The organism is Plantibacter elymi (nom. nud.) (genome assembly GCF_900177795.1).
GTDB lineage: Bacteria > Actinomycetota > Actinomycetes > Actinomycetales > Microbacteriaceae > Plantibacter > Plantibacter elymi.
The window spans coordinates 305,284-328,250 of record NZ_FXWJ01000001.1 but is presented as its reverse complement, the minus strand read 5'-3'; the positions used below and the strand labels follow the sequence as shown (position 1 = coordinate 328,250).

General features: G+C 69.2%; 22 protein-coding genes. 10 read left to right on the top strand and 12 right to left on the bottom strand.

Features of this window, described 5'->3' with window-relative positions; all coding sequences use genetic code 11:
• Positions 1-21 precede the first annotated feature (21 nt).
• Positions 22-2,211 (bottom strand): hypothetical protein, encoded by a 2,190-nt coding sequence (locus tag CCK91_RS01600; protein WP_086472573.1) that lies wholly within the window; start codon positions 2,209-2,211, stop codon positions 22-24.
• Positions 2,212-3,094: 883 nt separating this feature from the next.
• Positions 3,095-3,844: an IclR family transcriptional regulator gene (locus CCK91_RS01590; protein WP_086472571.1), complete on the bottom strand. Its 750-nt coding sequence runs from the start codon at positions 3,842-3,844 to the stop codon at positions 3,095-3,097.
• A 196-nt stretch (positions 3,845-4,040) separates the two neighbouring features.
• Here CCK91_RS01590 and CCK91_RS01585 point away from each other — a divergent pair, with 196 nt between their 5' ends.
• From CCK91_RS01585 to CCK91_RS01575, 3 genes are read left to right on the top strand one after another with little or no spacing between them, the layout of a single operon-like run.
• A complete protein-coding gene (locus tag CCK91_RS01585; protein WP_086472570.1) occupies positions 4,041-4,766 on the top strand; it encodes a CoA transferase subunit A in 726 nt (241 codons plus the stop codon).
• A gap of 5 nt (positions 4,767-4,771) precedes the next feature.
• Complete coding sequence (locus CCK91_RS01580) at positions 4,772-5,464, top strand: CoA transferase subunit B (protein ID WP_369808440.1); 693 nt, start codon at positions 4,772-4,774, stop codon at positions 5,462-5,464.
• The gene (locus CCK91_RS01575; protein ID WP_086472569.1) at positions 5,461-6,633 is read left to right on the top strand and encodes an acetyl-CoA C-acyltransferase; all 1,173 of its coding nucleotides are present in this window, start codon (positions 5,461-5,463) and stop codon (positions 6,631-6,633) included. Before CCK91_RS01580 ends, CCK91_RS01575 begins: the two co-directional genes overlap by 4 nt.
• Before the next feature lie 198 nt (positions 6,634-6,831).
• Here the strand turns inward: CCK91_RS01575 and CCK91_RS01570 are convergent, their stop codons facing one another.
• Both CCK91_RS01570 and CCK91_RS01565 read right to left on the bottom strand, forming a co-directional pair.
• Complete coding sequence (locus tag CCK91_RS01570) at positions 6,832-7,401, bottom strand: dihydrofolate reductase family protein (RefSeq protein ID WP_086472568.1); 570 nt, start codon at positions 7,399-7,401, stop codon at positions 6,832-6,834.
• 82 nt (positions 7,402-7,483) lie between these two features.
• Positions 7,484-8,914 (bottom strand): glycoside hydrolase family 30 protein, encoded by a 1,431-nt coding sequence (locus tag CCK91_RS01565; protein WP_086472567.1) that lies wholly within the window; start codon positions 8,912-8,914, stop codon positions 7,484-7,486.
• A gap of 189 nt (positions 8,915-9,103) precedes the next feature.
• Here CCK91_RS01565 and CCK91_RS01560 point away from each other — a divergent pair, with 189 nt between their 5' ends.
• Entirely contained in the window at positions 9,104-9,820 is a 717-nt protein-coding gene (locus CCK91_RS01560) for an NUDIX domain-containing protein (protein ID WP_086472566.1), read from the top strand.
• A gap of 248 nt (positions 9,821-10,068) precedes the next feature.
• Here the strand turns inward: CCK91_RS01560 and CCK91_RS01555 are convergent, their stop codons facing one another.
• The 4 genes from CCK91_RS01555 to CCK91_RS01540 form a co-directional block, all read right to left on the bottom strand.
• Positions 10,069-11,379, bottom strand: a complete 1,311-nt coding sequence (locus CCK91_RS01555) for a M20/M25/M40 family metallo-hydrolase (protein WP_242664200.1) — start codon at positions 11,377-11,379, stop codon at positions 10,069-10,071.
• Between the two features lie 14 nt (positions 11,380-11,393).
• On the bottom strand, positions 11,394-12,194 hold the full coding sequence (locus CCK91_RS01550) for a carbon-nitrogen hydrolase family protein (RefSeq protein WP_086472564.1): 801 nt from the start codon (positions 12,192-12,194) through the stop codon (positions 11,394-11,396).
• A gap of 58 nt (positions 12,195-12,252) precedes the next feature.
• Positions 12,253-13,218 carry a DMT family transporter gene (locus CCK91_RS01545; protein ID WP_086472563.1) on the bottom strand — a complete coding sequence of 322 codons (966 nt, stop codon included), beginning with the start codon at positions 13,216-13,218 and terminating at the stop codon, positions 12,253-12,255.
• 140 nt (positions 13,219-13,358) lie between these two features.
• Positions 13,359-13,817 carry a MarR family winged helix-turn-helix transcriptional regulator gene (locus CCK91_RS01540; protein WP_086472562.1) on the bottom strand — a complete coding sequence of 153 codons (459 nt, stop codon included), beginning with the start codon at positions 13,815-13,817 and terminating at the stop codon, positions 13,359-13,361.
• Positions 13,818-13,991: 174 nt separating this feature from the next.
• On the opposite strand from CCK91_RS01540, the gene CCK91_RS01535 reads away from it, so the two are divergent.
• From CCK91_RS01535 to CCK91_RS01510, 6 genes are all read left to right on the top strand, one after another.
• Entirely contained in the window at positions 13,992-15,209 is a 1,218-nt protein-coding gene (locus CCK91_RS01535) for an MFS transporter (protein ID WP_086472561.1), read from the top strand.
• A 207-nt stretch (positions 15,210-15,416) separates the two neighbouring features.
• Complete coding sequence (locus CCK91_RS01530) at positions 15,417-16,493, top strand: phosphotransferase family protein (protein ID WP_086472560.1); 1,077 nt, start codon at positions 15,417-15,419, stop codon at positions 16,491-16,493.
• A 394-nt stretch (positions 16,494-16,887) separates the two neighbouring features.
• Positions 16,888-18,576, top strand: coding sequence for an ABC-F family ATP-binding cassette domain-containing protein (locus tag CCK91_RS01520; RefSeq protein WP_086472558.1), 1,689 nt, complete (start codon positions 16,888-16,890; stop codon positions 18,574-18,576).
• A gap of 27 nt (positions 18,577-18,603) precedes the next feature.
• A complete protein-coding gene (locus CCK91_RS01515; protein ID WP_086472557.1) occupies positions 18,604-18,801 on the top strand; it encodes a hypothetical protein in 198 nt (65 codons plus the stop codon).
• 79 nt (positions 18,802-18,880) lie between these two features.
• Positions 18,881-19,021 (top strand): hypothetical protein, encoded by a 141-nt coding sequence (locus CCK91_RS19545; protein WP_165766960.1) that lies wholly within the window; start codon positions 18,881-18,883, stop codon positions 19,019-19,021.
• Positions 19,022-19,124: 103 nt separating this feature from the next.
• Positions 19,125-19,400 (top strand): hypothetical protein, encoded by a 276-nt coding sequence (locus CCK91_RS01510; protein WP_133059907.1) that lies wholly within the window; start codon positions 19,125-19,127, stop codon positions 19,398-19,400.
• Between the two features lie 18 nt (positions 19,401-19,418).
• Here CCK91_RS01510 and CCK91_RS01505 read toward each other — a convergent pair whose 3' ends face one another.
• The 4 genes from CCK91_RS01505 to CCK91_RS01490 form a co-directional block, all read right to left on the bottom strand.
• Positions 19,419-20,372 (bottom strand): helix-turn-helix transcriptional regulator, encoded by a 954-nt coding sequence (locus CCK91_RS01505; RefSeq protein ID WP_086472555.1) that lies wholly within the window; start codon positions 20,370-20,372, stop codon positions 19,419-19,421.
• 77 nt (positions 20,373-20,449) lie between these two features.
• Positions 20,450-20,821, bottom strand: coding sequence for a hypothetical protein (locus CCK91_RS01500; RefSeq protein WP_086472554.1), 372 nt, complete (start codon positions 20,819-20,821; stop codon positions 20,450-20,452).
• Between the two features lie 88 nt (positions 20,822-20,909).
• The gene (locus CCK91_RS01495) at positions 20,910-21,242 is read right to left on the bottom strand and encodes a DUF7882 family protein (protein WP_079706140.1); all 333 of its coding nucleotides are present in this window, start codon (positions 21,240-21,242) and stop codon (positions 20,910-20,912) included.
• 142 nt (positions 21,243-21,384) lie between these two features.
• Entirely contained in the window at positions 21,385-22,941 is a 1,557-nt protein-coding gene (locus tag CCK91_RS01490; RefSeq protein ID WP_086472553.1) for a deoxyguanosinetriphosphate triphosphohydrolase family protein, read from the bottom strand.
• Positions 22,942-22,967 lie beyond the last annotated feature (26 nt).

The window sequence follows — 22,967 nt, the reverse complement described above, 5'->3', positions numbered from 1 at the left end:
TGGTGTCACTGTGGGTCCGTCCTAGTCCTTGAGCATGATGGTCAGTTGCAGCCGCGAGAGGGTTCGCGCAAGGAACACGAACAGGATGAGTTGTGCCGCGGACATGACGGCGATCCCCAGGATCGCGCTCCGCGAAGAGGACAGCGCCGCGGCTGTCACTGCCGAGGCACAGACCACGCCGACGAGGACGAAGGCGGGCGCGAAGATGCTGCTGGATGAATACCCGAGCATCCTCTTGACGGCCATCGATTCCCGATACGTGGTCGAATACAGCCTCATCAGCGCAGTGAGCAGCAACAAGCAGAACAGGCCAAGGAAGAGAATCATCACGCCGAAGAGTTGCACCACCGACTGGATGGACTTCGTGAGGCCCGCGACGAAATCGCCGACCGGGAGAAATTCGACCCCGTTGTCGTCCAGGTCGAATCTCGAGAGGTATGACTGATTCGCATAGCTCTTCGATGCGCCCCGGCTGAGCTTGACGTAACTGTTGTCCAACCCGACCGCGGCGAGGCTTTCGCTTTCGAACGGGATCATGTTCTCCGGGGTCGTCACGAGGATGACCGCGTCGGTGACCCCATTCCACCCAGCCGGATTCGTGCTCCACGGGAACAGCGCTTCGGCGGGGTGGTAGTTCTGGAAGGTGACGATCCGGTCGTCGAAGAAGGCCGTGCGGATCGCCGGTTCGTAGGCGACGTCACTGTGCTCACCGAGCCACCCGCGGACTGCGGCTTGCGCCGATCCCGTCCAGGAATCCGGAATCAGGAAGACACGTTCGCCGGCCTCGGCACGCTCGACGAGACCGGCGTCCACCGCGAAGCCCTGTGACGCGAGGGCGTTCGGCGAGGCCACCACATACCAGAACGGCCGCTCCGGAACGGATTGGTACACTCCCGACCACACGTCCAGCACACTCCGGTCGACATACTGGCTGTTGACGAGGCCGACGCCGCGCGCGTCGGCGATCGAGGTGTACCAGTCGTAGAAATCGCGCTGATACTGGCCTGACTGTCCGGCGAAACTCGCCTCATCATCACCCGCCTTCGTCTGGTACAGGATCTCCTGATCGGCCACCGCCGCCCATGATTCGCTGACCCCTGCGAGCGTTCCGGCTTCCTTCATCGGACCGTCGAGAAAGATGAACGTCGTGGTGAATCCGGCCATCGCCATCGCGTGAATACCGGCGAGCACGCCGAGCAGAATTCGCCGCGAGAAGCGTCCGGCGATCGCGTCGACCGGTTTGACCGCGACGAGCGCGAGGGCCGCGATCGCCACACACCCGACTGGTAGGAGCATTCCGGCCACTGCGGCACTCCATGCAGCGACGAGCATCGTCGGGTTCACGCTGTATCCCGGCGCCATCAGCGGTACGGCGATCATCGACAGCGCAATGGTTGCAACGATCGCGACGACGACGGGTCTCAACAGCACGACGGCGAAACCCAAGCGCGACCTTCCCAGGAGGAGATGCACGCCGAGCACGCAGAACGCACGCACTGCCTCGAAGAGGAGAACGAGCAACAGCAGGAGAGCCGTGGCTATCACGAATCCTTGAAGCAGGCGGGCGCTCATCCCGCTGTCCGTCACATGACCGCGGAGCGGTGCGAGCATCCGGTCCGACGAGAGCCCCGTCGCCGATTCGAGCGAACTGAGCAACTCCGTCAACTGCTCCTCGTCGGCTCCCGAAACCCGGTAAGCACCGTTGACCGTACCCGACGTTTCCACGAGCCGCGCGAGTTGCACCACGGAGAACCGCGGCGCGAACAACAACTCCGGAACAGGGTGGATCACATCTGCCGCGTTGGCGTCGAGGCCGATCGATGCGGCGGGATCGGCCCTGGCGAGATCGGCGATCTGGTCGATGTCGACCAGCGTCGTCCCGAGGAAATCCAACGTGAGCGATGCCGGAGCATTGTCTCCGGTCATGACCCCGACGCGCATCCCGGTCAATGAGCCGTCAGCATCGGACAACTCTTGATCCACTCTCACGATGGCTGCCTCGTCGGCGGTGGCGAACTCACCGAGAATGCCCAGTACGCGAGTCGTTTGCGCCTCGGAAACGTCATAGAGGGAGATCTCTGTGGAACCGCGAGGATACTCATCGATCTCTCGACGAAGCAGGCTCCCTTGACCGATCACGTAGAGCACACTCATCAGTGCTCCGATGACGATCACGAGCACGACGCTCGTCACTTTCGACCAGAGGGCCATGTGTGTTGCCGTCTCTCTTTCGCCGACCGCCGGTTCTCCGGACACTCTCGTGAGGTCGCCCCAGACGACGGAGACCTCACGAGAGGCCGAATATGTGAACGAAGAACCTATCCTCGGGCGTTCCAGTAGGCCGTCGCCGAGCCCGTCCCGACCCACTGTTCAGCGCTCGCAAGCACTCCCGGGGCTTTCCAACCTGAGAAGGTCGTATTTGCGGTGGCGCTGTGCTCGTAGGCGCCCGACTGCACACTCGAGTAACTCGTTACCCCCCAAGAGCGACCGTGATCCCAGCTGATCGCAGACCCTTTGTAGTAAACGGTTTCCGCGTGCGCGACACCTGCTCCTCCAGCCAACAGTCCCGCAGACAGTAGCGTGACGGTGAGTGCCTTTTTGATCCTCATTATGTGTTTCCCCTCTAACCCTTTGAGTCGAGCGCCACCGACGGTAACGCCCCGCGATCTTGTCCGCAGCCGATCCGACTATCGACACCTGAATGGCTCCTTTTGGTCGGTTCGGCTTGAGGAGTTGAGCGTAGGTCGACCCTAGCGAACAGATATTTTGCATGTCCAGTTAATATTTCAGGCTTTCCTGGTTCGCTGATATGACTGACTCACCGCCATAGCGCGAGACCCAGCGCGTGGGTCGAAAGATGGTCGAGAGTCCCTCCACGCCTCATCGCGCCACCTTGGGAGGTCAGCGATACCGCTGGAGCAGCGTCGGGTTACGGCTCGCCGGCGTCGTGCCGCCGCCCTTCGACAGGCTCAGGGACCGCACCGTCGGTCACTGCCCTTCGACAGGCTCAGGAACCGCACCGCCGGTCACGGAGCGGCCACCCGGTCACTGAGCTTGTCGAAGTGCAGCGCAGCTCAGGGACCGACCACCCGGCTCAGCGGAGCCGCTTCGACAGCTCGTGCGCCTGCTCCAGCAGCAGGCCACCGAGGAACGCCTGGCGCTCAGGCCGGAACCGGGATTCGATCCCGGTGAGACTGAGCGCCCAGGCGGGCTTCCCCGCCGCATCGAAGACCGCTGCACCCATCCCCCAGCTGCCCTCGAGGATGAGCGCCGGGTTCACCGCATACCCGCGCTCGCGCGTCTCGCGGATCCGCTCGCGCACACGGTCGGCGGCGTGGGCCTCGCCCCACCGCTCGGCGAGGTCGGCGCGGCCCAGGTAGTCGTCGATCTCCTCGTCGCTCGAGAACGCGAGGATCGCCAGCCCCGCCGACGCGACCCCCAGCGGGAAGCGGACACCCTCGGTCAGGACGAACGACCGCACCGGAAAACTCCCCTCCTCACGCAGGAGACAGACGGTCTCGAAGCCACGGCGCACCGACAGGAACGCGCTCTCGCCGCTCTCGTGCGCGAGGATCCGCACGCTCTCCTGCGCGAGCTCGGCGACGTCGTACCGCTCCGCCGCGAGCGATCCGAGGAGGAACAACTCTGGACCGAGGTGCCATCGGGCCGCCCGGGTGTCGTGGTCGAGGAAGCCCTCGGCGGCGAGCGAGGCGAGCAGGCGGTGCGCCGTCGGCCGGGTGAGCCCGGCGGCCGCAGCAACCGCCGAAGACGACGCGCCACCGGGATGCTCCGACACGATCTTGAGGATCCGGCTCACGCGCGAGACGACCTGGGCGCCGCGCATCCCCTCAGCCACATCTCACCATCAGCTTGTCCACATGGTGAGCCTACGCCGTGGCCGGGACCACGTCATGAGTGAATCCGGGCTCGGGCCCGATGCCACCTTTGACACCGCAGGACCGCTGTGACTGACTACTGGAGAGACGAACGGCCGGAACCACCATGTGGGCAGGCCGGTCCGCCATCCACAAGGGAGTGACATGACGAAACACTGGTCGAGCGCCGCCGAGGCGTTGCACGAGGTCGTCCGGGACGGAGCCACCATCGCGGTCGGCGGGTTCGGCCTGAGCGGCAACCCGACCGACCTCATCGAGGCCCTGCGGGACACGGGTGCCACCGACCTCACGATCGTCTCCAACAACATGGGCGTCGACGGCAAGGGCCTCGGCATCCTCCTCGAGAACCGACAGGTGCGGAAGGTCGTCGCGTCGTACGTGGGCGAGAACAAGCTCTTCGCCAAGCAGTTCCTCGACGGTGAGCTCGAGGTCGAGTTCACGCCACAGGGCACGCTCGCCGAGCGGCTGCGCGCTGGCGGTTCCGGTATCGCCGGGTTCTACACGAAGACCGGCGTCGGCACCCCGGTCGCGGAGGGCAAGCCGACGGAGGTGTTCGACGGGGAGACCTACGTCCTCGAGCGCGGCATCGTCGCCGACGTGGCCCTCGTGCACGCGTTCCGCGCCGACCGCGAGGGCAACCTCGTCTTCCGGCACACCGCACGGAACTTCAACCCGATCGTCGCGACCGCCGGCCGGCTGACGATCGCCGAGGCCGAGGAGGTCGTCGAGGACGGTTACCTCGATCCGAACACCGTCGTCACCCCCGGCATCTTCGTCCAGCGCCTCGTCACGGCGACGCCGCGGGTGAAGGACATCGAACAGCGCACCGTCCGTCCGGCGGCCGCCACCACGACACCGGCAGGAGCCTGATCATCATGTGGACGAGAGACGACATGGCCGCGATCGCGGCGACCGAACTCCGCGACGGCGAGTACGTGAACCTGGGCATCGGCATCCCCACGCTCGTCGCGAACCACGTCCCGCCGGGGGTCCACGTCACGCTGCAGAGCGAGAACGGCCTGCTCGGCATGGGTCCGTTCCCGATCGAGGGCGAGGAGGACGCCGACCTCATCAACGCCGGGAAGCAGACGGTCACGCTCCTCGAGGGCGGGAGCTACTTCGACTCCGCGACCTCGTTCGGCATGATCCGCGGCGGCCACGTGCAGCTGGCCATCCTCGGCGCGCTGCAGGTGTCGGGTGCGGGCGACCTCGCGAACTGGACGATCCCGGGCAAGCTCGTCAAGGGGATGGGCGGTGCGATGGACCTCGTCGCCGGGACGCCACGGGTGGTGGTCGTCACCGAGCACGTCGCGAAGGACGGCAGCCCGAAGATCGTCGAGCAGTGCGATCTCCCTCTCACCGGCGTCGGTGTCGTCGACCGGATCATCAGCGACCGCGCCGTCTTCGATATCGTCGAGGGGGCGCTCGTCCTACGGGCCTTCGCGCCCGACACGAGCGTCGCCGAGCTGCGCACCCTGACGGGCGCGGAGTTCTCCGTCGAACTCGACCCCACCACCACCGGCGAGGTGCCGACCGCACCCGCCACGCCTCAGGAGGCACACGCATGAGCACCGTCATCGTCGGGTACGCCCGCACCCCGTTCGTGAAGTTCAACGGGGCGTTCGCGTCCGTGCCGGCCACCGAGCTCGGCGCCCACGCCATCCGCGCCGCGCTGTCCCGGGCAGGGGTCGACGCCGCCGACGTGCAGCAGGTCATCGCCGGCCAGGTGCTGCAGGGCGCCGCCGGCCAGAACCCCGCCCGGCAGTCCGCCGTCGGGGCCGACATCCCCTTCACCGTCCCCGCCATCACCGTCAACGCCGTGTGCCTTTCCGGCATGGAGGCGATCGTCAGCGGCACGCGTCTCATCGACGCCGGCGAGGTCGACGTCGTCGTCGCGCTCGGCCAGGAGTCGATGAGTCTCGCCCCGCACGCCTGGTCGGGCTCGCGCGCCGGCAAGCGCTACGGCGCCATCGAGCTCGTCGACACCCTCGACCACGACGGCCTGACCGATGCGTTCGAGCACCGGTCGATGGGGTCGTCCACCGAAGAGCGCAACGGCTCACTCGGCATCGCACGCCCTGAGCAGGACGCCTGGGCGGCCGGGTCACACCAGCGGCTCGCAGCAGCTGCGGACGTCCAGGCCGAGGAGATCGAACCCTTCTCCGTGCCGGGGCGCAAGGGCCCGACGGTCGTGAGCGCCGACGACGGACTCCGCGCCGACACCACTGCCGAGTCGCTGGCCGGGCTGCGTCCCGCGTTCGGCGGCGAGGGCACGATCACCGCAGGCAACTCCTCCCAGATCACCGACGGGGCCGCCGCGGTCGTGCTGATGAGCGAGGAAGTCGCTGCAGCCCGGGGACTCACCGCGATCGCCCGCGTCGTCGCGCATGCACTCGTCGCCGGACCCGACGTCAGCCTGCACGCCCAGCCGTCGAACGCGATCGTCGCCGCCCTCGCGAAGACCTCCCACACGACGGGTGACCTCGCAGCGGTCGAGATCAACGAGGCGTTCGCCGCCGTGTCGGTCCACTCGACCGAGGAGCTCGGTGTGGATCCCGCGATCGTGAACGCGAACGGCGGCGCGATCGCCCTCGGTCACCCGATCGGCGCCTCCGGCACCCGGATCGTCGGGCACCTCGCCCGGCGCCTCGCCGCCGCCGGCTCGGGTTCGATCGGTGCCGCCGGCATCTGCGGTGGTGGCGGGCAGGGCTCCGCGATCATCCTCGAAGCCGTCTGACCCGTCCGTAACTCCTGCTGGGCGCACGGGCGCCGATCCCCGCCCGTGCGCAACTCCTGCTCATCGCGCCGCGTCACCTCCCGCCCCGGCGTGTCGGGTGAGCCGCGCGGCTCCAAGCAGGAGTTGTGCGCACCGGCGGGGATCACCGCCTCGGAGGAGCAGGAGTTGTGCGCGGAGCGAGCTGGCCGCGCTGCCGACTCAGACGGGCTCGCCGGTGACGGTGTAGCGGAGGTGGACGACGCCGGCCTCGAAGCGACGCTCGTCGACGAGTTCCAGACGTCGCCGGAGGTTGGCCGGCAGCGCACGCAAGCCGCCACCGACGATCACCGGCGAGAGGAACAACTGCACCTCGTCGACGAGCCCCGCGGCCATCGCCTCGGCCGCGAGGTGCGGACCGCCGACGCTGAGGTCGCGGTCCGATTCCGCCTTCCACCGGCGCACGGCCTCCGGGTCGAACGATCGCTCGAGCGTCGTCCGGGCCGTCGAGACCGCATCGAGCGACGTCGAGTACACGACCTTGTCGGCCGCGAGCCACAGTGCCGCGAAGTCGGTGATCTCGCGAGGTTCGTCCGGCAGCTCGTCCGCCGTCTCCCAGAACGTCATGATCTCGTACATGCGTCTGCCGAACAGGTAGGTGCCGATCGGGCGGGAGAGCTCGTTCACGAACGCGTGCACCTCGGCGTCCGGCGCACTCCAGTCGAAGCGGCCCTCCTCATCGGCGAGGTAGCCGTCGAGCGAGCTGATCGCCGAGTAGATGAGCCTGCCCATGTGTCCTCCGTCGCCAGTGCCGGTACGCGAGAGGCTAGGCCGCAGAGGCGACCGCCCACAAGGGGTGGCTCCGGCACCGAAGTCAGGCGGGCGGGATGACGAGCGTCGCGAAGGAGTCGGCCGGCAGGGTCGGGGTGATGACGTCGTCGCCCACCACGATCTGCACGGGGAGCGGTTGGCCGAGGTCGTTCTGCATCACGAGCACGACGCCGCCGTCCGGGTTGCGGAAGGCCAGCAGGTTCTCGTGCCCGGTCCAGCTCATCGTCGCGAGTCGCTGCGCCCCCGGCTGCAGGAAGTGCCCGAGGTGCCGCATGAGGAAGTACTCATGGGTGTAGCGGAAGGTCCGGTTCTCGGGGTCCACGACGACGAGCGAGTTCTGCGCCCAGCCCCAGCGGCTGACCCCGCCCTCCGTGAGCGCGAGGTTCCAGTACGTGTAGGCCTGCGCGCCGTTCGTGAAGAAGTGGCGCATGAGTCCCCAGGTGTGCCGCACGAAGCGCCAGTCGTTCCGGCCGTCGCCGCACTCCTGCTCGGTCTGGTAGAGCGCGAGGTCCGGGTGGGCGTGGTGCACTGCGGCGATCGCGCCCTTGCCGGCCCACTGGAATCCGACTCCGGCGACCCACGGGCCGGCCGACGGATCCTGGAGCACGGTCTCGATCTGCGCGTCGTGCGGCCGCTCCTGCGTGCCGAGGAAGACCCGCACTCCGAGACGGTCCATCTCCGGGCCGAGGACGGCGATGAACCGCGCGAGCCCCTCGGCCGTCCACACGCAGCTCGGGAACACCTGCGCAGAGTTGAACTCGTTCTGCGGCATGACCATCTCGACGCGGATGCCCTCCTCGCCGTAGGCCTCGACGAAGCGGGCGAAGTACCGGGCGTAGGTCTCGAGGTAGCGGTCTTCGAGGACGAACAGATCGGTCCCCTCTGCGCCGAGTTGATCGTCACGGATGCCGTTGTCGACATCTGATCCTGCCCAGGGGCGCGCGGCCGCGTAGTGCCCGTTCGTCTTCATCCAGGTGGGCGGGCTCCACGGCGACGCCCAGAGACGCAGGTCGCCCTGGTACCGCTGCGCCGCCTGGATGAAGGGGACGAGCGTCGCGCGGTCGTGATCGATGCTGAAGTGTTCGAGGTCGAAGTCGCCGTCGACCTCGTCGTAGGAGTACCAGTCGGTGGAGAAGTCGTTGGCGCCGACGGGCATACGGCAGAGCGAGAGGTTCAGTCCCGAGCCCGGCGTGAAGAGGTCGGACAGGATACCCTCGCGGTCATCCTCGGACAGGAGCCCCAGCGCCGTCCAGCCGAGCTCGTTGAAGCATCCGCCGATACCGTCGACGGTCTGCTGCGGGTTCGTCAGGTCGACCATGACGTTCGGCATCCCCGCGACTCGTCCGAACCCGAGAGGCTCCTGCTCCTGCCAGGGTGCGTCCTGGGTGGTCACGACCCAGGCGACCGACCGCGCTGCTGCCGGGGCGCCTTCGCTGGCGGCGGGACTGCTGCTGGCGGGACTGCTGCTCGTCATCGAGTGCCTTTCGACGGGGGTCCTCCGTGGACCGCGACCGGTGCTCCCACCAGTATGTTGCAGAACCCGCGAAAACCGAAGAACAGTCGCCATTCACGATCGGGCGCGGCGCGCAGCAGGGCTCACCCGAGCGGCGCACCCGGGACACCCCGCTGGTATGCCGTTCGCGGGCGGTCGTACACTCGATGGATGGCCGATTCCACGACGGTCCGGGAGCCGCGACCCGGAGCAGACCTCCCCGACGCCCGCGGGCGCACCGGCCTGCACCGGACCGGCCTCGACCTCACCGGCAACCCGCGCGTCCAGGTGACCGACGTGGAACTGGTCGCCGCCGCCTGGCACGTCCTCCGACGGACGACCCTGCGGGTCCAGGACCGCTCAGGCGCATGGTCGACGCAGCAGCGCGAGACCTACGACCGCGGCAACGGCGCGACCATCCTGCTCTACCACGGTGACTCGCGGAAGGTCCTGCTCACCAGGCAGTTCCGCTACCCGGCCTACGTCAACGGACACCCGACCGGCGAGCTCATCGAGACCGCCGCAGGCCTGCTCGACGACGACGATCCCGAGACGGCGGTTGCCCGTGAGGCCCGCGAGGAGACCGGGTTCGCGGTCGAGGCCGTCCAGCATGTGTTCGACGCCTTCATGAGCCCCGGCTCCGTGACCGAGCGCCTGCACTTCTACGCGGCCGAGTACGACCCCGCTGCGCGTCGCGGCGACTGGGGCGGGCTCGCCGAGGAGGGCGAGGAGATCGAACTCCTCGAACTCGACATCGACGACGCGATCGCGCGCATCGGCGACGACATCATCGACGCGAAGACCATCATGCTGCTGCAGTGGGCGAGGCTCTCCGGCCCGTTCGCGACGGCACCGAGGCCTGTTCCGCCCGCACCACCCGCACGCTAGTAGCGCCGAGCCTCCCGGACCCCGAGCTCGCCAGAACACCGTGCCACCCGACTCCGGGTGGCCGATCGGCGAACCCGAACACCGGTCGGCCACCCGGTCGCCGAGCGCAGCTCAGGACCCCAAGCGAGCGCCGGTCCCCGAGCGCCGTTCCGGTCCCTGAGCTTGTCGAAGGGCGCCCCAACCGAGCCCACCACCGCCCTTCGACAGGTTCAGGGACCGGCGTAAGTCACCTCAGGGACCGGCGTACGTCAGGCCGAGCGGATGATGTCCGTGAGCACCGCGCAGCCGAAGTCGAGAGCGTCGAGCGGCACGCGTTCGTCGACACCGTGGAACATTCCGGGGAAGTCGAAGTCCGCCGGCAGCCGGAGCGGGATGAAGCCGTACCCCGTGATGCCGAGTCGACTGAGCGCCTTCGCGTCGGTGCCGCCGGGGATGAGGTGCGGGAGCACGGTCGCACCGGGGTCGTGACGCTCGACGACCGCCTCGATCACCGAGACGAGCTCGCCGTCGTTCGGTGACTCCATCGCGATGAGTTCCAGCTGGACCTCGACGTCGACCCCCTCACCCGCCGCCTCGCGGATGCGCGCGATGACCTCGTTCCGCTGGCCGGGCAGGAACCGCGCGTCGACGGTCGCGGTCGCGGACTCGGGGATCACGTTCTCCTTGTACCCGCCGGAGATCATGGTGACGTTCGCCACGTTCTGCAGGCCGGCGCGCAGCCGCGAAGCACTCGGGCCGACGAGCGCGGCGAGTTCGAACGGCGACAGCTCGGACGAGGCCCCGGTCAGTTCGCGCAGCCGCTGGAACAGGTGCGTCGTCGTCTCGGTGAACGACACCGGCCAGTCGAGCGCGCCGATCCGGCCGACCGCGGCGGCGAGCTTGACGATCGCCGAGTCCTGGCTCGCGAGGGAGGCGTGACCGGCGGCACCGTGGGCGGTCAGCCGCAACCAGAGCACGCCCTTCTCGCCGGTGTTGAGCAGGTACGCGCGGGTGTCCGCTCGTTCGCCGAGGGTGACGCTGTACCCGCCGCCCTCGCTGATCGCATCGCGGACGCCGGCGAACTGCTCCGGGTGGTGCTCGACCATCCATTGGGAGCCGAGGACGCACCCGGCCTCCTCATCGGCGAAGAACGCGAGGACGACGTCGCGCTCGGGCTGCTCCCCCGCCGTCACCATGCGCCGGACCGACGCGACGATCATCGCCACCATGTTCTTCATGTCGACGGCGCCGCGGCCCCACAGCATGCCGTCGGCGATCTCGCCGCCGAACGGGTCGACCGTCCACGCGGCGGCGTCGACCGGGACGACGTCGAGGTGCCCGTGCAGCAGCAAACCGGGCAGGGTGCGGTCACGACCTGGCCACCGCGCGACGAGGTTCGTCCGGCCGGGCTCGGCCTCGAAGCGCTCGCACACGATCCCGACCTCACCGAGCAGGCGTTCGACGAGGTCCGCCGCGCGGGACTCGCCGACGGCACGCCCGCCGCCGTAGTTCGAGGTGTCGATCCGGATGAGGTCGCGCGTGATGGAGACGACCTCCGAGAGGCCGACCGGGTCGCTCACGCGCTCGCCCACGCTCATTCGGCGGTCCGCGGGACCACGGTGAACCGGCGGTTGGCGAGCGAGGGCACCCGCGCCCGCACGGCGTCGAGTCGCACCGGATCGAGCTCGGCGAACACCACACCGGGTGCCTCGCCGGCGGCGGCGATGACGACGCCAGCTGGGTCGACGATGATCGAGTTCCCGGTGGCGAGCGGGCCGGTCTGGTTGGCGCTCACGACGTAGGCGGTGTTCTCGATCGCCCGGGCGCGCACGAGGGTCGTCCAGGCGTCCTCCTTGCCGGGGCCGACGATCCACATCGCTGGCAGCAGGATGACGTTGGCGCCGGCGTCGATGAGCCGCCGTGCGCTCTCCGGGAAGCGGAGGTCGTAGCAGGTGAAGGCACCGATGCGGAGGTCGCCGAACTCGAGGACGAACGGTTCGGTGAGCTCGCCGGCCGAGATGCCGTCGCTCTCCGCGTACCCGAAGGCGTCGTAGAGGTGCACCTTCCGGTACGTCGCCGTGATGTCCCCCTCGGCGTCGATCACCACGAGCGTGTTGTAGGGCAACCCGCCGGGGTTCTCCTCGATGGTGCCGACGACCGTCGGGAGGGAGCGCGCAGCGGCTGCGGCGGCGACGCCCGTGATGAAGGGGCCGTCGAGTGGTTGGGCGATCGCGGCGAGCGCGCTCGGCGGTTCCGAGGTGGCGTAGCTGCTCATCTCCGGCAGCACGAGCAGCTCGGCGCCACCCGCCGCGGCCTCACCGAGCAGGGCGACCACGCTGGCGAGGTTCTCGTCGATGTCCGTTCCGGCGGAGAACTGCCCGGATGCGATGCGCATGTGAAACCTCGTTCCGTGGGAAGGGCCGCGACCGTCAGCGCGCGGCCGTCCAGCCACCCTATGCCGAGAGTGGGGGCGTGCGCCTCCGGAGCCGGAGCCGCCCCTGGCTCACGAGGATGCCGAGCACGACGATCACGCCACCCACCGGCTCGTTCCAGTGCAGGATCTCACCGAGCACGACGATGCCGAGGACGACACCGACGAGGGGCGTGAGGTACGTGACGGTGGACGCCGCCGTCGGGCCCCAGGAGTCGACGATCGTCGTCATCCAGATGTAGGCGACGCCGGTACCGAGTGCTCCCAGCGCGAGCATGCTGAGAACGACCGGGGCATCGAGCGACACGGGCTGCATCGCGATGAACGGCGAGAGCACGAGCATGATGACGGCGGCGAGCGAGATCTCCACGGCGGAGATGACGACCGCGTCGTAGCTGTGGGTGCCGAGGACGAACTTCCGGAGGTAGACGAAGGCGATGCCGTAGCAGAGGGTCGCGCCGAGGCAGGCGAGCTGCGCGGGGATGGACTCGAGGATCGCCGGGTCGCCGAGCACACGCCAGGGGCCGACGACGATCGCGACGCCGAGGGCGCCGACGAAGATGCCGAACACCTGGAGGCCGTTCAGTCGCTCCTTCGGCAGGAACACGGCGCCGACGGCGAGCGTCATGATCGGCGTGGACGCGTTGAGGATGCTCGACAGGCCGGACGGCAGGAACTGTCCCGCCCAGGAGAAGAGGAGGAACGGGGCGACGCAGAGGAAGACGGAGACGACGGCGAGGTGCGCCCAGAGTCGGCGCTCCCGCGGCCAGCGGCGTCGGGTGACGAGCATGATGATGCAGAGCGTCAGGGCGCCGAGCACCACGCGGGACAGCGCGACCTGCGCCGGAGCGAGGCCGGTGAGGCCGGTCTTCATGAAGAGGAAGCTGGCACCCCAGATGAGCGCGGCACCGAGATAGGCGCCCAGCACCCTGCGGGACCCTGGTGCGACGAGCGCGGTGACACGGGTGTTCGGTGCTGCGGTGCTCATCGTGCTCCCTCGAGTCGGACGACTCAGCTTGGCATCACCCACCGACGCCGTGTTCGCAATACAGGACGCCCCCGCGTGTCTCGCCGGCTCCGCCGCGCCGCAGCACGGACACGCCGGAGGCTTCCTGAATTGCGAACGGGTCAGACGGTGGTGGCGACGGGGTCCAGCCGGTGGATCGCCTCCACGAGCGGCGCGAGTTCCGGAAGCGACTCCGCGGTGGTGAGCGACTCCTCGAGGGCGCGGTCGTGCACCGGTCGGGCCTCCTCGAGCAGCGCCTTCCCGGCCGCCGTGAGCTCGGTGTAGACACCTCGGCGATCGTCGGCGCACAGCACGCGGGTGAGGAGCGCGCGGTCCTCGAGGCGGTTGACGAGCCGGGTGGTGGCGCTTGGCGACAGGGCCGTCGCGCGGGCGAGCTGCTGCATGCGCATGTGCCAGCCGTCCTGGCGCCCCAGGGCGTCGAGCACGGTGTACTCGACCACGGAGAGCCGGGCCTCGGCCTGCAGCGCACGTTCCAGATCGGACTCGATCGATCCGTACAGGGCAGCGAGCGTCCGCCACCCCTGCGCGCGGATCTCAACAGCGTCGTCGGCGATGCCCATCGGGACTCCTCGGTTCGAACATCGATCAATTGATTGCAGACGCACATAGTTGCTTGCGCTATTACCTAGCGCGTGCAACGATATCTATCGCGCGTCTGCAACTATCAGCGTACGCGTCCCGGCTACAGGCCACCAGCACTCTCCCCACGACCCCCAGGAATCGCAGGAATCGTCATGCCACTCGGTCTCATCGCCCTCGCCCTCGGCGGCTTCGGCATCGGCCTCACAGAGTTCGTCATCATGGGGCTGTTGCCCGAGGTGGCGGCCGACTTCGGCGTCTCAGAGGCCGCAGCCGGCTGGCTCATCTCCGGCTACGCCCTGGCCGTCGTCGTCGGGGCGCTCGCCCTCACCGCGGCGGTCACCCGACTGCCGAAGAAGCCCGTCCTGCTGGCCCTGATGGTGCTCTTCATCGTCGGCAACCTCGTCTCCGCACTCGCCGGCGACTACCAGGTCATGCTCGCCGGCCGCATCATCGCCGCCCTCAGCCACGGAGCGTTCTTCGGCATCGGCTCGGTCCTGGCGGCGGCGATGGTCCCCGCCCACAAACAGGCCGGCGCGATCGCGATCATGTTCACCGGCCTCACCGCGGCGAACGTGCTCGGTGTCCCCTTCGGCACGCTGCTCGGCCAGCACTTCGGCTGGCGCTCGACCTTCTGGGCCATCACGGTGATCGGAGTCATCGCCTTCGTCGGCATCCTGGCCCTCGTGCCGAAGCCGAAGCGTGACGAAGCCCCGGCGTCGCTCCTCGCCGAGCTGCGCGCGTTCCGCTCCGGCCAGGTCTGGCTCTCGATCGCTGTCACGGTCCTCGGCTACGGCGGTATGTTCGGCGCCTTCACCTACATCGCGTACACACTCACGGAGGTCAGCGGCTTCGCCTCGACCACGGTGCCGTGGCTGCTCATCCTCTTCGGCGTCGGACTCCTGGTCGGCAACATCGTGGGCGGCAAGGCGGCCGACCGGAACATCGACCGGACGCTCATCGTCGTGATCGCGGTGCTGACCGTGATCCTGGTCGCCTTCGCCGCGACCGCACAGTCGCCCGTCGCCACCGTGATCGCCCTCGTCCTCATGGGCGGCTTCGGATTCGCGACCGTCCCCGCGCTGCAGATGCGGGTCATGCGGTACGCGTCGGCCGCTCCCACGCTCGCCTCGGGTGCGAACATCGCCGCGTTCAACCTCGGTAACGCGCTCGGCGCCTGGCTCGGCGGCGTCACGATCACCGCCGGCCTCGGCTACACCTCGCCGATCTGGGCCGGCGCGGCCATCACCCTGCTCGGCCTGATCGTCATCGTCGGTGCGTCCACCGCCGCGAAGCGCTCCCGCCGTCGTCCACAACTCCTGCAGGATGAGCCCGCCGACGCCGCCCGCGAGGAGATCCCGCACCCCGCGTGAGCCGCCCGCAACTCCAGCAGGAGTTGTGGACGCTCTGGGCTGCGCACCTCGACAAGCTCGGCGACCGGATGGGGCGCTCGGTGACCGGATGGGGGGGCTCGGCAATGGGGTGGGGTGCTCGGTGACCGGGGTAGGGGCAGTCGGCGAGCGGGCCAGCGCGAGCGAAGGGCGAAGAGCGGAGGGCGGAGGGCGCGCTACCGTGGGCGGATGAGCCGAACCCCTCGCCCCAGTGACACCATGATCGCGGTCGCCGAGCACTGGGCGGCCGAGCGACCGGCGATGCAGCCCGGCAGCCCGACCATCACGATGCTCGGAGCGGGCACGGCGAACGAGGTCGCAGCGGTCGAACTCGACGGCGGCGAGCGCGTCATCGTGAAGCTCTCCCCCGCGGACGCGGCCGGCCTCACCTACGAGCGGTCCCTCATGGCGACCGAGGCGCTCGCCCTCCGCATCCTCGGTCGTGCGGAGGTGCCGCAGCCGGAGATCGTCTTCGAGGCGACCCTCGACGGACGCGACGCCCTCGTGATGACCGAACTCACCGGCCGACCGGCGAACAGCACCGAGACCGTCCCCCTCGCCCGCGACGTCCTCGGCCGCACGCTCGCCCGCCTGCACGAGGCAGGACGCACGCCGTTCCACGTGGAACCAGACGACGTCGATATCCCGGCGGAGGCCGCGTCCACCGATCCGGCGACCGGCCTCGCCGAGGGGAATCGATTCGGCTACCCCGTCCGCCCGGAGCTTCAGGCGGCGAGCGCCGCGGACGCCTACCGACTCGTCGTGGAGGCCGTCCTCGCCGACGCCCTGCGGTTCGAGGTCGACCTCCCGGTCGCGGCTGAGGAGATCCGACACCTGATCAACAACGCGCTGCCGGCCTTCGACAGCGTGACGCAGCCGACACTCGTCCACTTCGACCTCTGGGAGGGCAACCTCCTCGTCATGCCCGAGCACGGGGCAGAGGCCGCCCAACTGACCGGCGTCATCGACCATGAGCGCGCCCACTGGGCCGATCCGACCGCCGACCTCGTCTCCCTGGCGCTCTTCACCGACGTGCCGGAGACGGTCGCCGCCGACTCGGAACTCCTCCGCGCCTACCGCGAGACCTCCGGCCGCGAGCTCCTCCCCGACGAGGACGCCCGGACCCGCGCGCGGCTGTGGTCGCTGTACCTCGCGCTCGTCATGGTGGTCGAAGGCGTCCCGCGTGGCTACGAGGGCGACTGGTTCGACGAGCACGACGCGTCGGTGCGCACGTGGATCGGTGACATCGCGGCCTCGCTCGCCTGAGCCGCGCGACTCCTTCGGTCTCTGACCGGGCCCCTTTCGGTCCCTGAGCCTGTCGAAGGGCGGCGACCTCCTCCGGTCCCCGAGCCTGTCGAAGGGCGGCGACCTCCTCCGGTCCCTGAGCCTGTCGAAGGGCGCCCGTGGGCACTTCGACAAGCTCAGTGACCGGGGTGGGGGGCTCAGTGACCGGGGTGGGGGGGCTCAGTGACCGGAACGGGTGCGTACCGCGACCGGAACGAGCGCGCGCCATGGCCGGAACGGGTGCGCTCGGCGAGCGTACGTTGCGCGCGGCCGGACCGGCGCGGCTAGACTGGTCGGCTCGCCAGGCGGTGGGCGGCCCGGCGCGAACCAGCGCGGGCCCGTTCGGGGGCGATCGGCTCCCTGGGGAGTGCGCACCATGGGCTACATCGACGTCAGCGACCTCAGCTACACGCTGAGCGACGGACGGACCCTGCTGGACGAGGTCTCGTTCCGCGTCGGCGAGGGAGCGATCGCCGCGCTCATCGGAGCGAACGGCGCCGGCAAGACGACGCTCCTGCGGATCATCCGCGGCGAACTCCAGCCAGACTCCGGGGTCGTCTCCATCGACGGCGGCCTCGGCGTGATGGACCAGTTCGTCGGTCGCGGCGACGACGACCGGACGGTCCGCGACCTGCTCGTCCAGGTCGCGCCTCCGCGGGTCCGCGCGGCCGCCGAGGCGGTCGACCGCGCCGAGCTCGCCCTCATGGAGGACGACGTCGAGGCGACCCAGATGGCCTACGCGACGACGCTAGCCGAGTACGCCGACGCCGGCGGGTACGACCAGGAGGTGCTCTGGGACAGCTGCTGCGAGGCGGCACTCGGGGTGCCCTACGACCGCGCGCAGTGGCGGACGCTCGGGACGCTGTCCGGCGGCGAGCAGAAGCGGCTCGTCCTGGAGGCCCTGTTCCGCGGCCCCGAGCAGGTCCTCCTCCTCGACGAGCCCGACAACTCCCTCGACGTCCCGACGAAGCGCTGGCTCGAGGGGATGCTCGCCGAGACCCGGAAGACGGTCCTCCTCGTCTCGCACGACCGCGAGCTCTTGGCACAGGCGGCGACCCGCATCATCACCCTCGAGGTCGGCGCGGCCGGCAGCACGACGTGGACCCACGGCGCGAGCTTCCGCAGCTACCACGAGGCCCGCGACGCCCGCCTCGACCGTCTTGACGAACTCCGCCGGCGCTGGGACGAGGACCGCGTGAAGCTCCGCGCACTCGTGCTGCGTCTGCGCGAGCAGGCCAAGTTCAACGACTCCATGGCCTCCCGCTATCGCGCCGCGCAGACCCGACTCGCCAAGTTCGAGGAGGCCGGTCCGCCTGAGGAGCGGCCGAAGGACCAGCAGGTCACGATGCGCCTCCGCGGCGCACGTACGGGTCGTCGCGCGATCGTCTGCACGGGGCTGGAACTGACCGGCCTCATGCAGCCGTTCGACGCGGAGATCTGGTTCGGCGAGCGCATCGGCGTCCTCGGTTCGAACGGTTCGGGCAAGTCGCACTTCCTCCGGTTGCTCGCCGGCGGCGGGACGGATCCCGATCCGGGCGCCGGGCACCTCGCCGCAGCGGGCGACGCGCTCGTCCCGGTCGAGCACGACGGTGACGCCAAGCTCGGCGCGCGCGTGCAGCCGGGGTGGTTCGCACAGTCGCACCGGCACCCCGAACTCGTCGGCCGGACCCTGCTCGACATCCTGCACCGCGGCGACGAGCACCGGTCGGGTCTCCCCCGCGAGGCCGCCAGCCGCGTGCTCGACCGCTACGGGTTGGCAGGCGCGGCCGAGCAGTCGTTCGAGTCCCTCTCGGGCGGGCAACAGGCGCGCCTGCAGATCCTCCTGCTCGAACTCTCCGGCGCCACGCTGCTGCTGCTCGACGAGCCGACCGACAACCTGGACCTCGTCTCGGCGGAGGCGCTCGAACAAGGTCTGGCGGGTTTCGAGGGCACCGTGATCGCGGTGACCCACGATCGCTGGTTCGCGCGCGGCTTCGACCGCTTCCTCGTCTTCGGCTCCGACGGCCGGGTGCAGGCCTCCGACGAGCCCGTCTGGGAGGAGACCCGCGTCGACCGCGCGCGGTAGCGGGTACCACCGAGCTATCCTCGATGCATGCCGGCGAGCGATGTGACCTCCATCGACGCGGAACTCGACCAGCTGCACGCGGACGCCTCGGGCACGGAGACCTCCCAGGAGTCGTTCGTCCACGATGCGGCGTTGGCCGCGGCGAACGACCGGAAGCGGATGATCGTCCAACTCGCGCAGGAGGTCGCAGCGACCTCCGCCGGGCTCAATGCGCGCCTCGCATGAACTGCTTCCATCTCGATGCCGACGACGTGTTCACAGCCGTCGCCACCGCATTCGGAACGGCCCGCCGTTCGTGATTCGCATGGGTCACGGCATCCGGCTCAGCCACGGTTTCGACGTGGATGCAGCGGAGGCGTTCATGAACAGCGTCGCCACAGGTGACGGGGAGCTCGCATTCGTCGCATCCGTGCTGCGCAGTTTCGCCGCCCAGCAGGACGACTGAGGCGACACCCCCCTGCATGAGTCGCCGACTTGGTCAACCCACCGTCATCCACAGGTGCGTTCCATACGCTTGCAGCAACAACCCGAGCTCGGAGGTGATGGTCTTGCAGTACAGCATCGCCATCGGCCGCGCCATCTACGACATCGAACCGGGTGTCGACCTGCCTGCGCTCATGTCCGAGATCGAAGCCGCCGTCCAAGCCGGTGGTCGGTTCGTCCGGGTGCCGCTCTCCTCCGACCGGACCATCGACGTGCTCGTCAGCCCTGGCCTGCACATCACGGTGGAGTCGTTCGCGAACCGTGCCCTGGAGATCGTCCCGACGATCGAGACGGGGACCCTGTCCGGTCTCGACGAGTACGACGAGTTCGGCGAGTTCTGACCTGACCGGCCTCGACGGCTACGAACCGAGCGTCGTGCTCGGGTACTCGCCGAAGCGGTTCGTGTAGGAAGCGGAGAAGCGTCCGAGATGGGCGAAACCCCATCGGTTGGCGATCTCGGCGACCGTGGCCAGCCCCGGGTCGGCCTTCCGGAGTTCCTCTTGCACGCGGTCGAGCCGGACGCGCCTGAGGTAGTCGATCGCCGTGATGTCGTGTTCCTTGCGGAAGGCACTCTGCAGACTGCGCTGGCTCATGCCGGTCGCCTCCGCCACGTCCTCGGTGCGGATGGGGAGATGCGCGTTGGCGATCATGAACTCGACTGCGGCGCGCGTCTTCCCGCCGTTCGGCACCCCGATCTCGACCGGTGCGTGGAGCGCGGTGTGCGGGAAGGTCTCCAGGAGCGCGACCGCGGCCGCGCGGTTCGCCTCGGCCCGCAGGAGCGCTGGACTCGTGTCGTCATAGATGACCCGGGCGACGGACGTCACCGAAGCGGCCCACCGGCGGAGCTGCTCACCGGTCGGACGGGCCGTCGTGTCGAAGAGGATCGGGCCGCTCGTGCCCTCCACCTCGCCGGCCACCCGCTCGAGGAACGTCCCGTCGAAGTGCATGAGGTTCTGCCGGTAGTCCGTGAAGTCGAACTCGGCGAGCCGGTTGTTCGCGAACATCGCCGGCTGCCCGTGCACGAGCCGTACCGGATCACCGCCGAGGTCGGTGGCGCCGCTGCCCCCGGTCAACCACGAGACGATGTACTCGCCCTGCGTCAGGACCGTGCCCGTGACGTGGCCGTCGAACTGGGTGCCGCGCAGGGTCAGCTCGTCGTCGCCGATCGCGGTGTACCGGAACGTGAACTCCGATTCGGTGGGCTCGATGACCATCTCGCCGGCGTTGTAGGCGCCGGTGAACAGGTCGCGGGCCTCATCGACGTCGCGACCTGCGACCTCGGACCGCTCGGCGGGTCCCGTGTGTTCGCTCATCGCTCATAGAATCTCACGGCGATCCTGAACTGTCACCCTCGACGGGGTCGTCCGGACGCGGAGCAGTCCACTCGATGTCAGGCGGTCCCTTGCAGGAAGCCGTGCTCTGCGCCCAGGACGTCGGTCATCGCGGACGACGTGATGCTGGCGAAGCGCGGCAGGACCGTCGTCTCGTGGACGGCGGTCGGTCGTTCGGACCAGACGGTCACGACGATCAGTCCACCCTCGGCGCGAAGTGACCACGCGACGATGTGCCGGGTGAGGACGCGGACGGTGTCGCCGTCGACGTCCAGGGCGATGGCGGCGCGGCTGAGCGACAGGCCGCCGCCCGACTCGGCGCTGACGTGCGAGGTCTCGAAGACGATGTCGGTGCGGTCGAGGAGTCGGCCGGTGGTTCGCGCATCGTCCAGGGCGAGGAAGTCGGGCGCGCTGGGAGTCCACGTCGTCACGGTCCCACCCCCAACTGGTGCTTCGCAGATGCCCGACGGCCGGAGCTCGTCGTGGCGTTGATCGATCCGCCGGAGCGGACGCTCGGACCTAGGCCGCGGACTCGACGCGCTTCGCGGCACCGGCTGCCGGCTCGGGTACGACGCGCATGCCCTTGGCGCTGTTGGCCTGCTCGAGGAGCGCGGCCAACCACTCACGGTTGAGCTCGGGGGCACGGCTGCCGTAGAAGGAGAACTGGAGGGGGATCATCGGGTTCAGCCAGAGCGACTGACGTCCGGTCCCGCGGCCGGGAACGGCTTCGAGGTGGAACGCGAAGCTCTCGTTGCGGCGGAACTTCGTGAAGATGACCGTCTGCAGGTGAGCGAGCAGTCGGTCTTCGATCTCGTGCGGGGTCGGAGGGGTTCCGTAGAGGAGGTTTCCCATGAGGCGCGCCATCCGTTCTGTTCCGGTGCCGGGCTGGTTCCTGGCGCCGTTGATAACGCTAGATGTTCTAGCGATCCCCCGCTCTGACCTATCCGAAATGCGTCGGGTATTGCTCGGAACCGGGTCGGCGTTCAGGCTGCACTCAGCTGCCGAAGGCCCAGGACTCGCGGTCACCGCGCAGTCGGGCGGCGAGCGCCGTCGCCTGTTCGTCGGTCAGCGAGGCGACGTAGTCGAGGATGCCGCGCGCCCGACCGAGGCGCCCCAGGGCGCGGGGGTCGCTCTGCGGGCGGCCGCTGTCGGACTCGGGGTCTGCCGGGAGCCAGTCGGGGTTGTCCGCGCGCAGGCGGAAGTAGCCGTCGGTGGCGAGTTCGACGAAGTCGAGGAGCTTCTGCGGCGCTCGCGGGCCGTCGCGGGGGTCGTCGAGCCAGCTGTCCAATTCGGTGACGAGCACGTCGAGCACCCGCGACTGGCCGCGCTGATAGGTGGCGAAGTCCGGCCGGTCGATGACGAACCGGGTGTGGACGAATTTCAGCACGGTGACGTCGTGCCAGGCCTCGGGCAGGAGTGACACGTGGCCGGAGCGCACGTTCGGCTCCTCGACGACGAGGACGGAGCGCTGGAGGCGACCGATCCAGGACGACACGAACGACTCGATGGCGCGTTCGGTTCGGCTGGAACCGTCGAAGGGGACGGCGAGGAGTCCTTCGACGAGTTCGGTCGCGACCCGCTGGACCGACGCCCGGAAGTGCTCGTCGCTGGCGATCCACGGGTCGCGTGAGACGATCCGCCGGCGCAGGAGTTCGAGCGAGTGGCCGGGCGCGCGGCTCCAGAGTTCGTCGGCGTCGAGAGCGGCGAGCGTGTGCTGATCACGGAGGAAGGTGCGGAACTCGACCGCCACCGCCGCCTGCTGCAGGACGCCGGCCCGGTAGAAGTCGTCGAGGTCGTGCAGGGAGTAGGCGATGTCGTCGGCGACGTCCATCACGGAGCACTCGACGGTCTGCTGCCAGGGCGCGATCGCGGTGAACGCACTGCGGGCGTCGAGCATGTCGTCGAGGTCGAGGGTGTACGCGGAGAACTTCGGTGGAGCGGTCTCCCAGCGGCTGGCGGTTGACCCGCGCGGCATGCGGGTGGGATCCGCCGGGTCGAGGTCGGGGCGGTGGATGGTGCGGCCCCAGGGGTACTTGAGCACCGCGGCGCGGGAGGCGGCCGTGAGGTTGAGTCCCTCCTTCACCGTCTCGCACACGTCGAGCGCGGAGAGGATGCGGAACGACTGCGCGTTGCCCTCGAAACCTTCCGCGAGGCCGAGCCGCTCGCGGGCCAGGCGGTCGAGGACCTGCTCGCCGAGGTGGCCGAACGGCGGGTGGCCGAGGTCGTGGGCGGAGGCGGCGGCCTGCACCACGACCGGGTCGCACCCGCCGAGTCGCTCGACGATGGCGTTCTGCTCGGGATCGGTCGTGGTGAGCTGCATGGCGATGGCACGGGCGACCGCGGTCACCTTGATCGAGTGCGTGAGCCGGTTGTGGACGACCTGACCGACGCCGGAGGGCGAGACGACCTGCGTCACCGCAGACAACCGCGCGAAGTAGGGGGAGAACCGGATGCGCTCGAGGTCGACCCGGTACTCGGGGTACTCCTCGCCGGTCGCGAACCGGTCCACCGGCTCGGGGATGAGTCGCCGTCGCCGCTGGTCGTCGTCCATCCCCTCACTGTATTGCGCGGCGGGTG

Bases quoted from the DNA above. Each gene is read 5' to 3' on its own strand.
- CCK91_RS01600 (WP_086472573.1), bottom strand. From the start codon at position 2,211: ATGGCCCTCTGGTCGAAAGTGACGAGCGTCGTGCTCGTGATCGTCATC.
- CCK91_RS01590 (WP_086472571.1), bottom strand. From the start codon at position 3,844: ATGCGCGGCGCCCAGGTCGTCTCGCGCGTGAGCCGGATCCTCAAGATC.
- CCK91_RS01585 (WP_086472570.1), top strand. From the start codon at position 4,041: ATGACGAAACACTGGTCGAGCGCCGCCGAGGCGTTGCACGAGGTCGTC.
- CCK91_RS01580 (WP_369808440.1), top strand. From the start codon at position 4,772: ATGTGGACGAGAGACGACATGGCCGCGATCGCGGCGACCGAACTCCGC.
- CCK91_RS01575 (WP_086472569.1), top strand. From the start codon at position 5,461: ATGAGCACCGTCATCGTCGGGTACGCCCGCACCCCGTTCGTGAAGTTC.
- CCK91_RS01570 (WP_086472568.1), bottom strand. From the start codon at position 7,401: ATGGGCAGGCTCATCTACTCGGCGATCAGCTCGCTCGACGGCTACCTC.
- CCK91_RS01565 (WP_086472567.1), bottom strand. From the start codon at position 8,914: ATGACGAGCAGCAGTCCCGCCAGCAGCAGTCCCGCCGCCAGCGAAGGC.
- CCK91_RS01560 (WP_086472566.1), top strand. From the start codon at position 9,104: ATGGCCGATTCCACGACGGTCCGGGAGCCGCGACCCGGAGCAGACCTC.
- CCK91_RS01550 (WP_086472564.1), bottom strand. From the start codon at position 12,194: ATGCGCATCGCATCCGGGCAGTTCTCCGCCGGAACGGACATCGACGAG.
- CCK91_RS01545 (WP_086472563.1), bottom strand. From the start codon at position 13,218: ATGAGCACCGCAGCACCGAACACCCGTGTCACCGCGCTCGTCGCACCA.
- CCK91_RS01540 (WP_086472562.1), bottom strand. From the start codon at position 13,817: ATGGGCATCGCCGACGACGCTGTTGAGATCCGCGCGCAGGGGTGGCGG.
- CCK91_RS01535 (WP_086472561.1), top strand. From the start codon at position 13,992: ATGCCACTCGGTCTCATCGCCCTCGCCCTCGGCGGCTTCGGCATCGGC.
- CCK91_RS01530 (WP_086472560.1), top strand. From the start codon at position 15,417: ATGAGCCGAACCCCTCGCCCCAGTGACACCATGATCGCGGTCGCCGAG.
- CCK91_RS01520 (WP_086472558.1), top strand. From the start codon at position 16,888: ATGGGCTACATCGACGTCAGCGACCTCAGCTACACGCTGAGCGACGGA.
- CCK91_RS01515 (WP_086472557.1), top strand. From the start codon at position 18,604: ATGCCGGCGAGCGATGTGACCTCCATCGACGCGGAACTCGACCAGCTG.
- CCK91_RS19545 (WP_165766960.1), top strand. From the start codon at position 18,881: ATGGGTCACGGCATCCGGCTCAGCCACGGTTTCGACGTGGATGCAGCG.
- CCK91_RS01505 (WP_086472555.1), bottom strand. From the start codon at position 20,372: ATGAGCGAACACACGGGACCCGCCGAGCGGTCCGAGGTCGCAGGTCGC.
- CCK91_RS01495 (WP_079706140.1), bottom strand. From the start codon at position 21,242: ATGGGAAACCTCCTCTACGGAACCCCTCCGACCCCGCACGAGATCGAA.
- CCK91_RS01490 (WP_086472553.1), bottom strand. From the start codon at position 22,941: ATGGACGACGACCAGCGGCGACGGCGACTCATCCCCGAGCCGGTGGAC.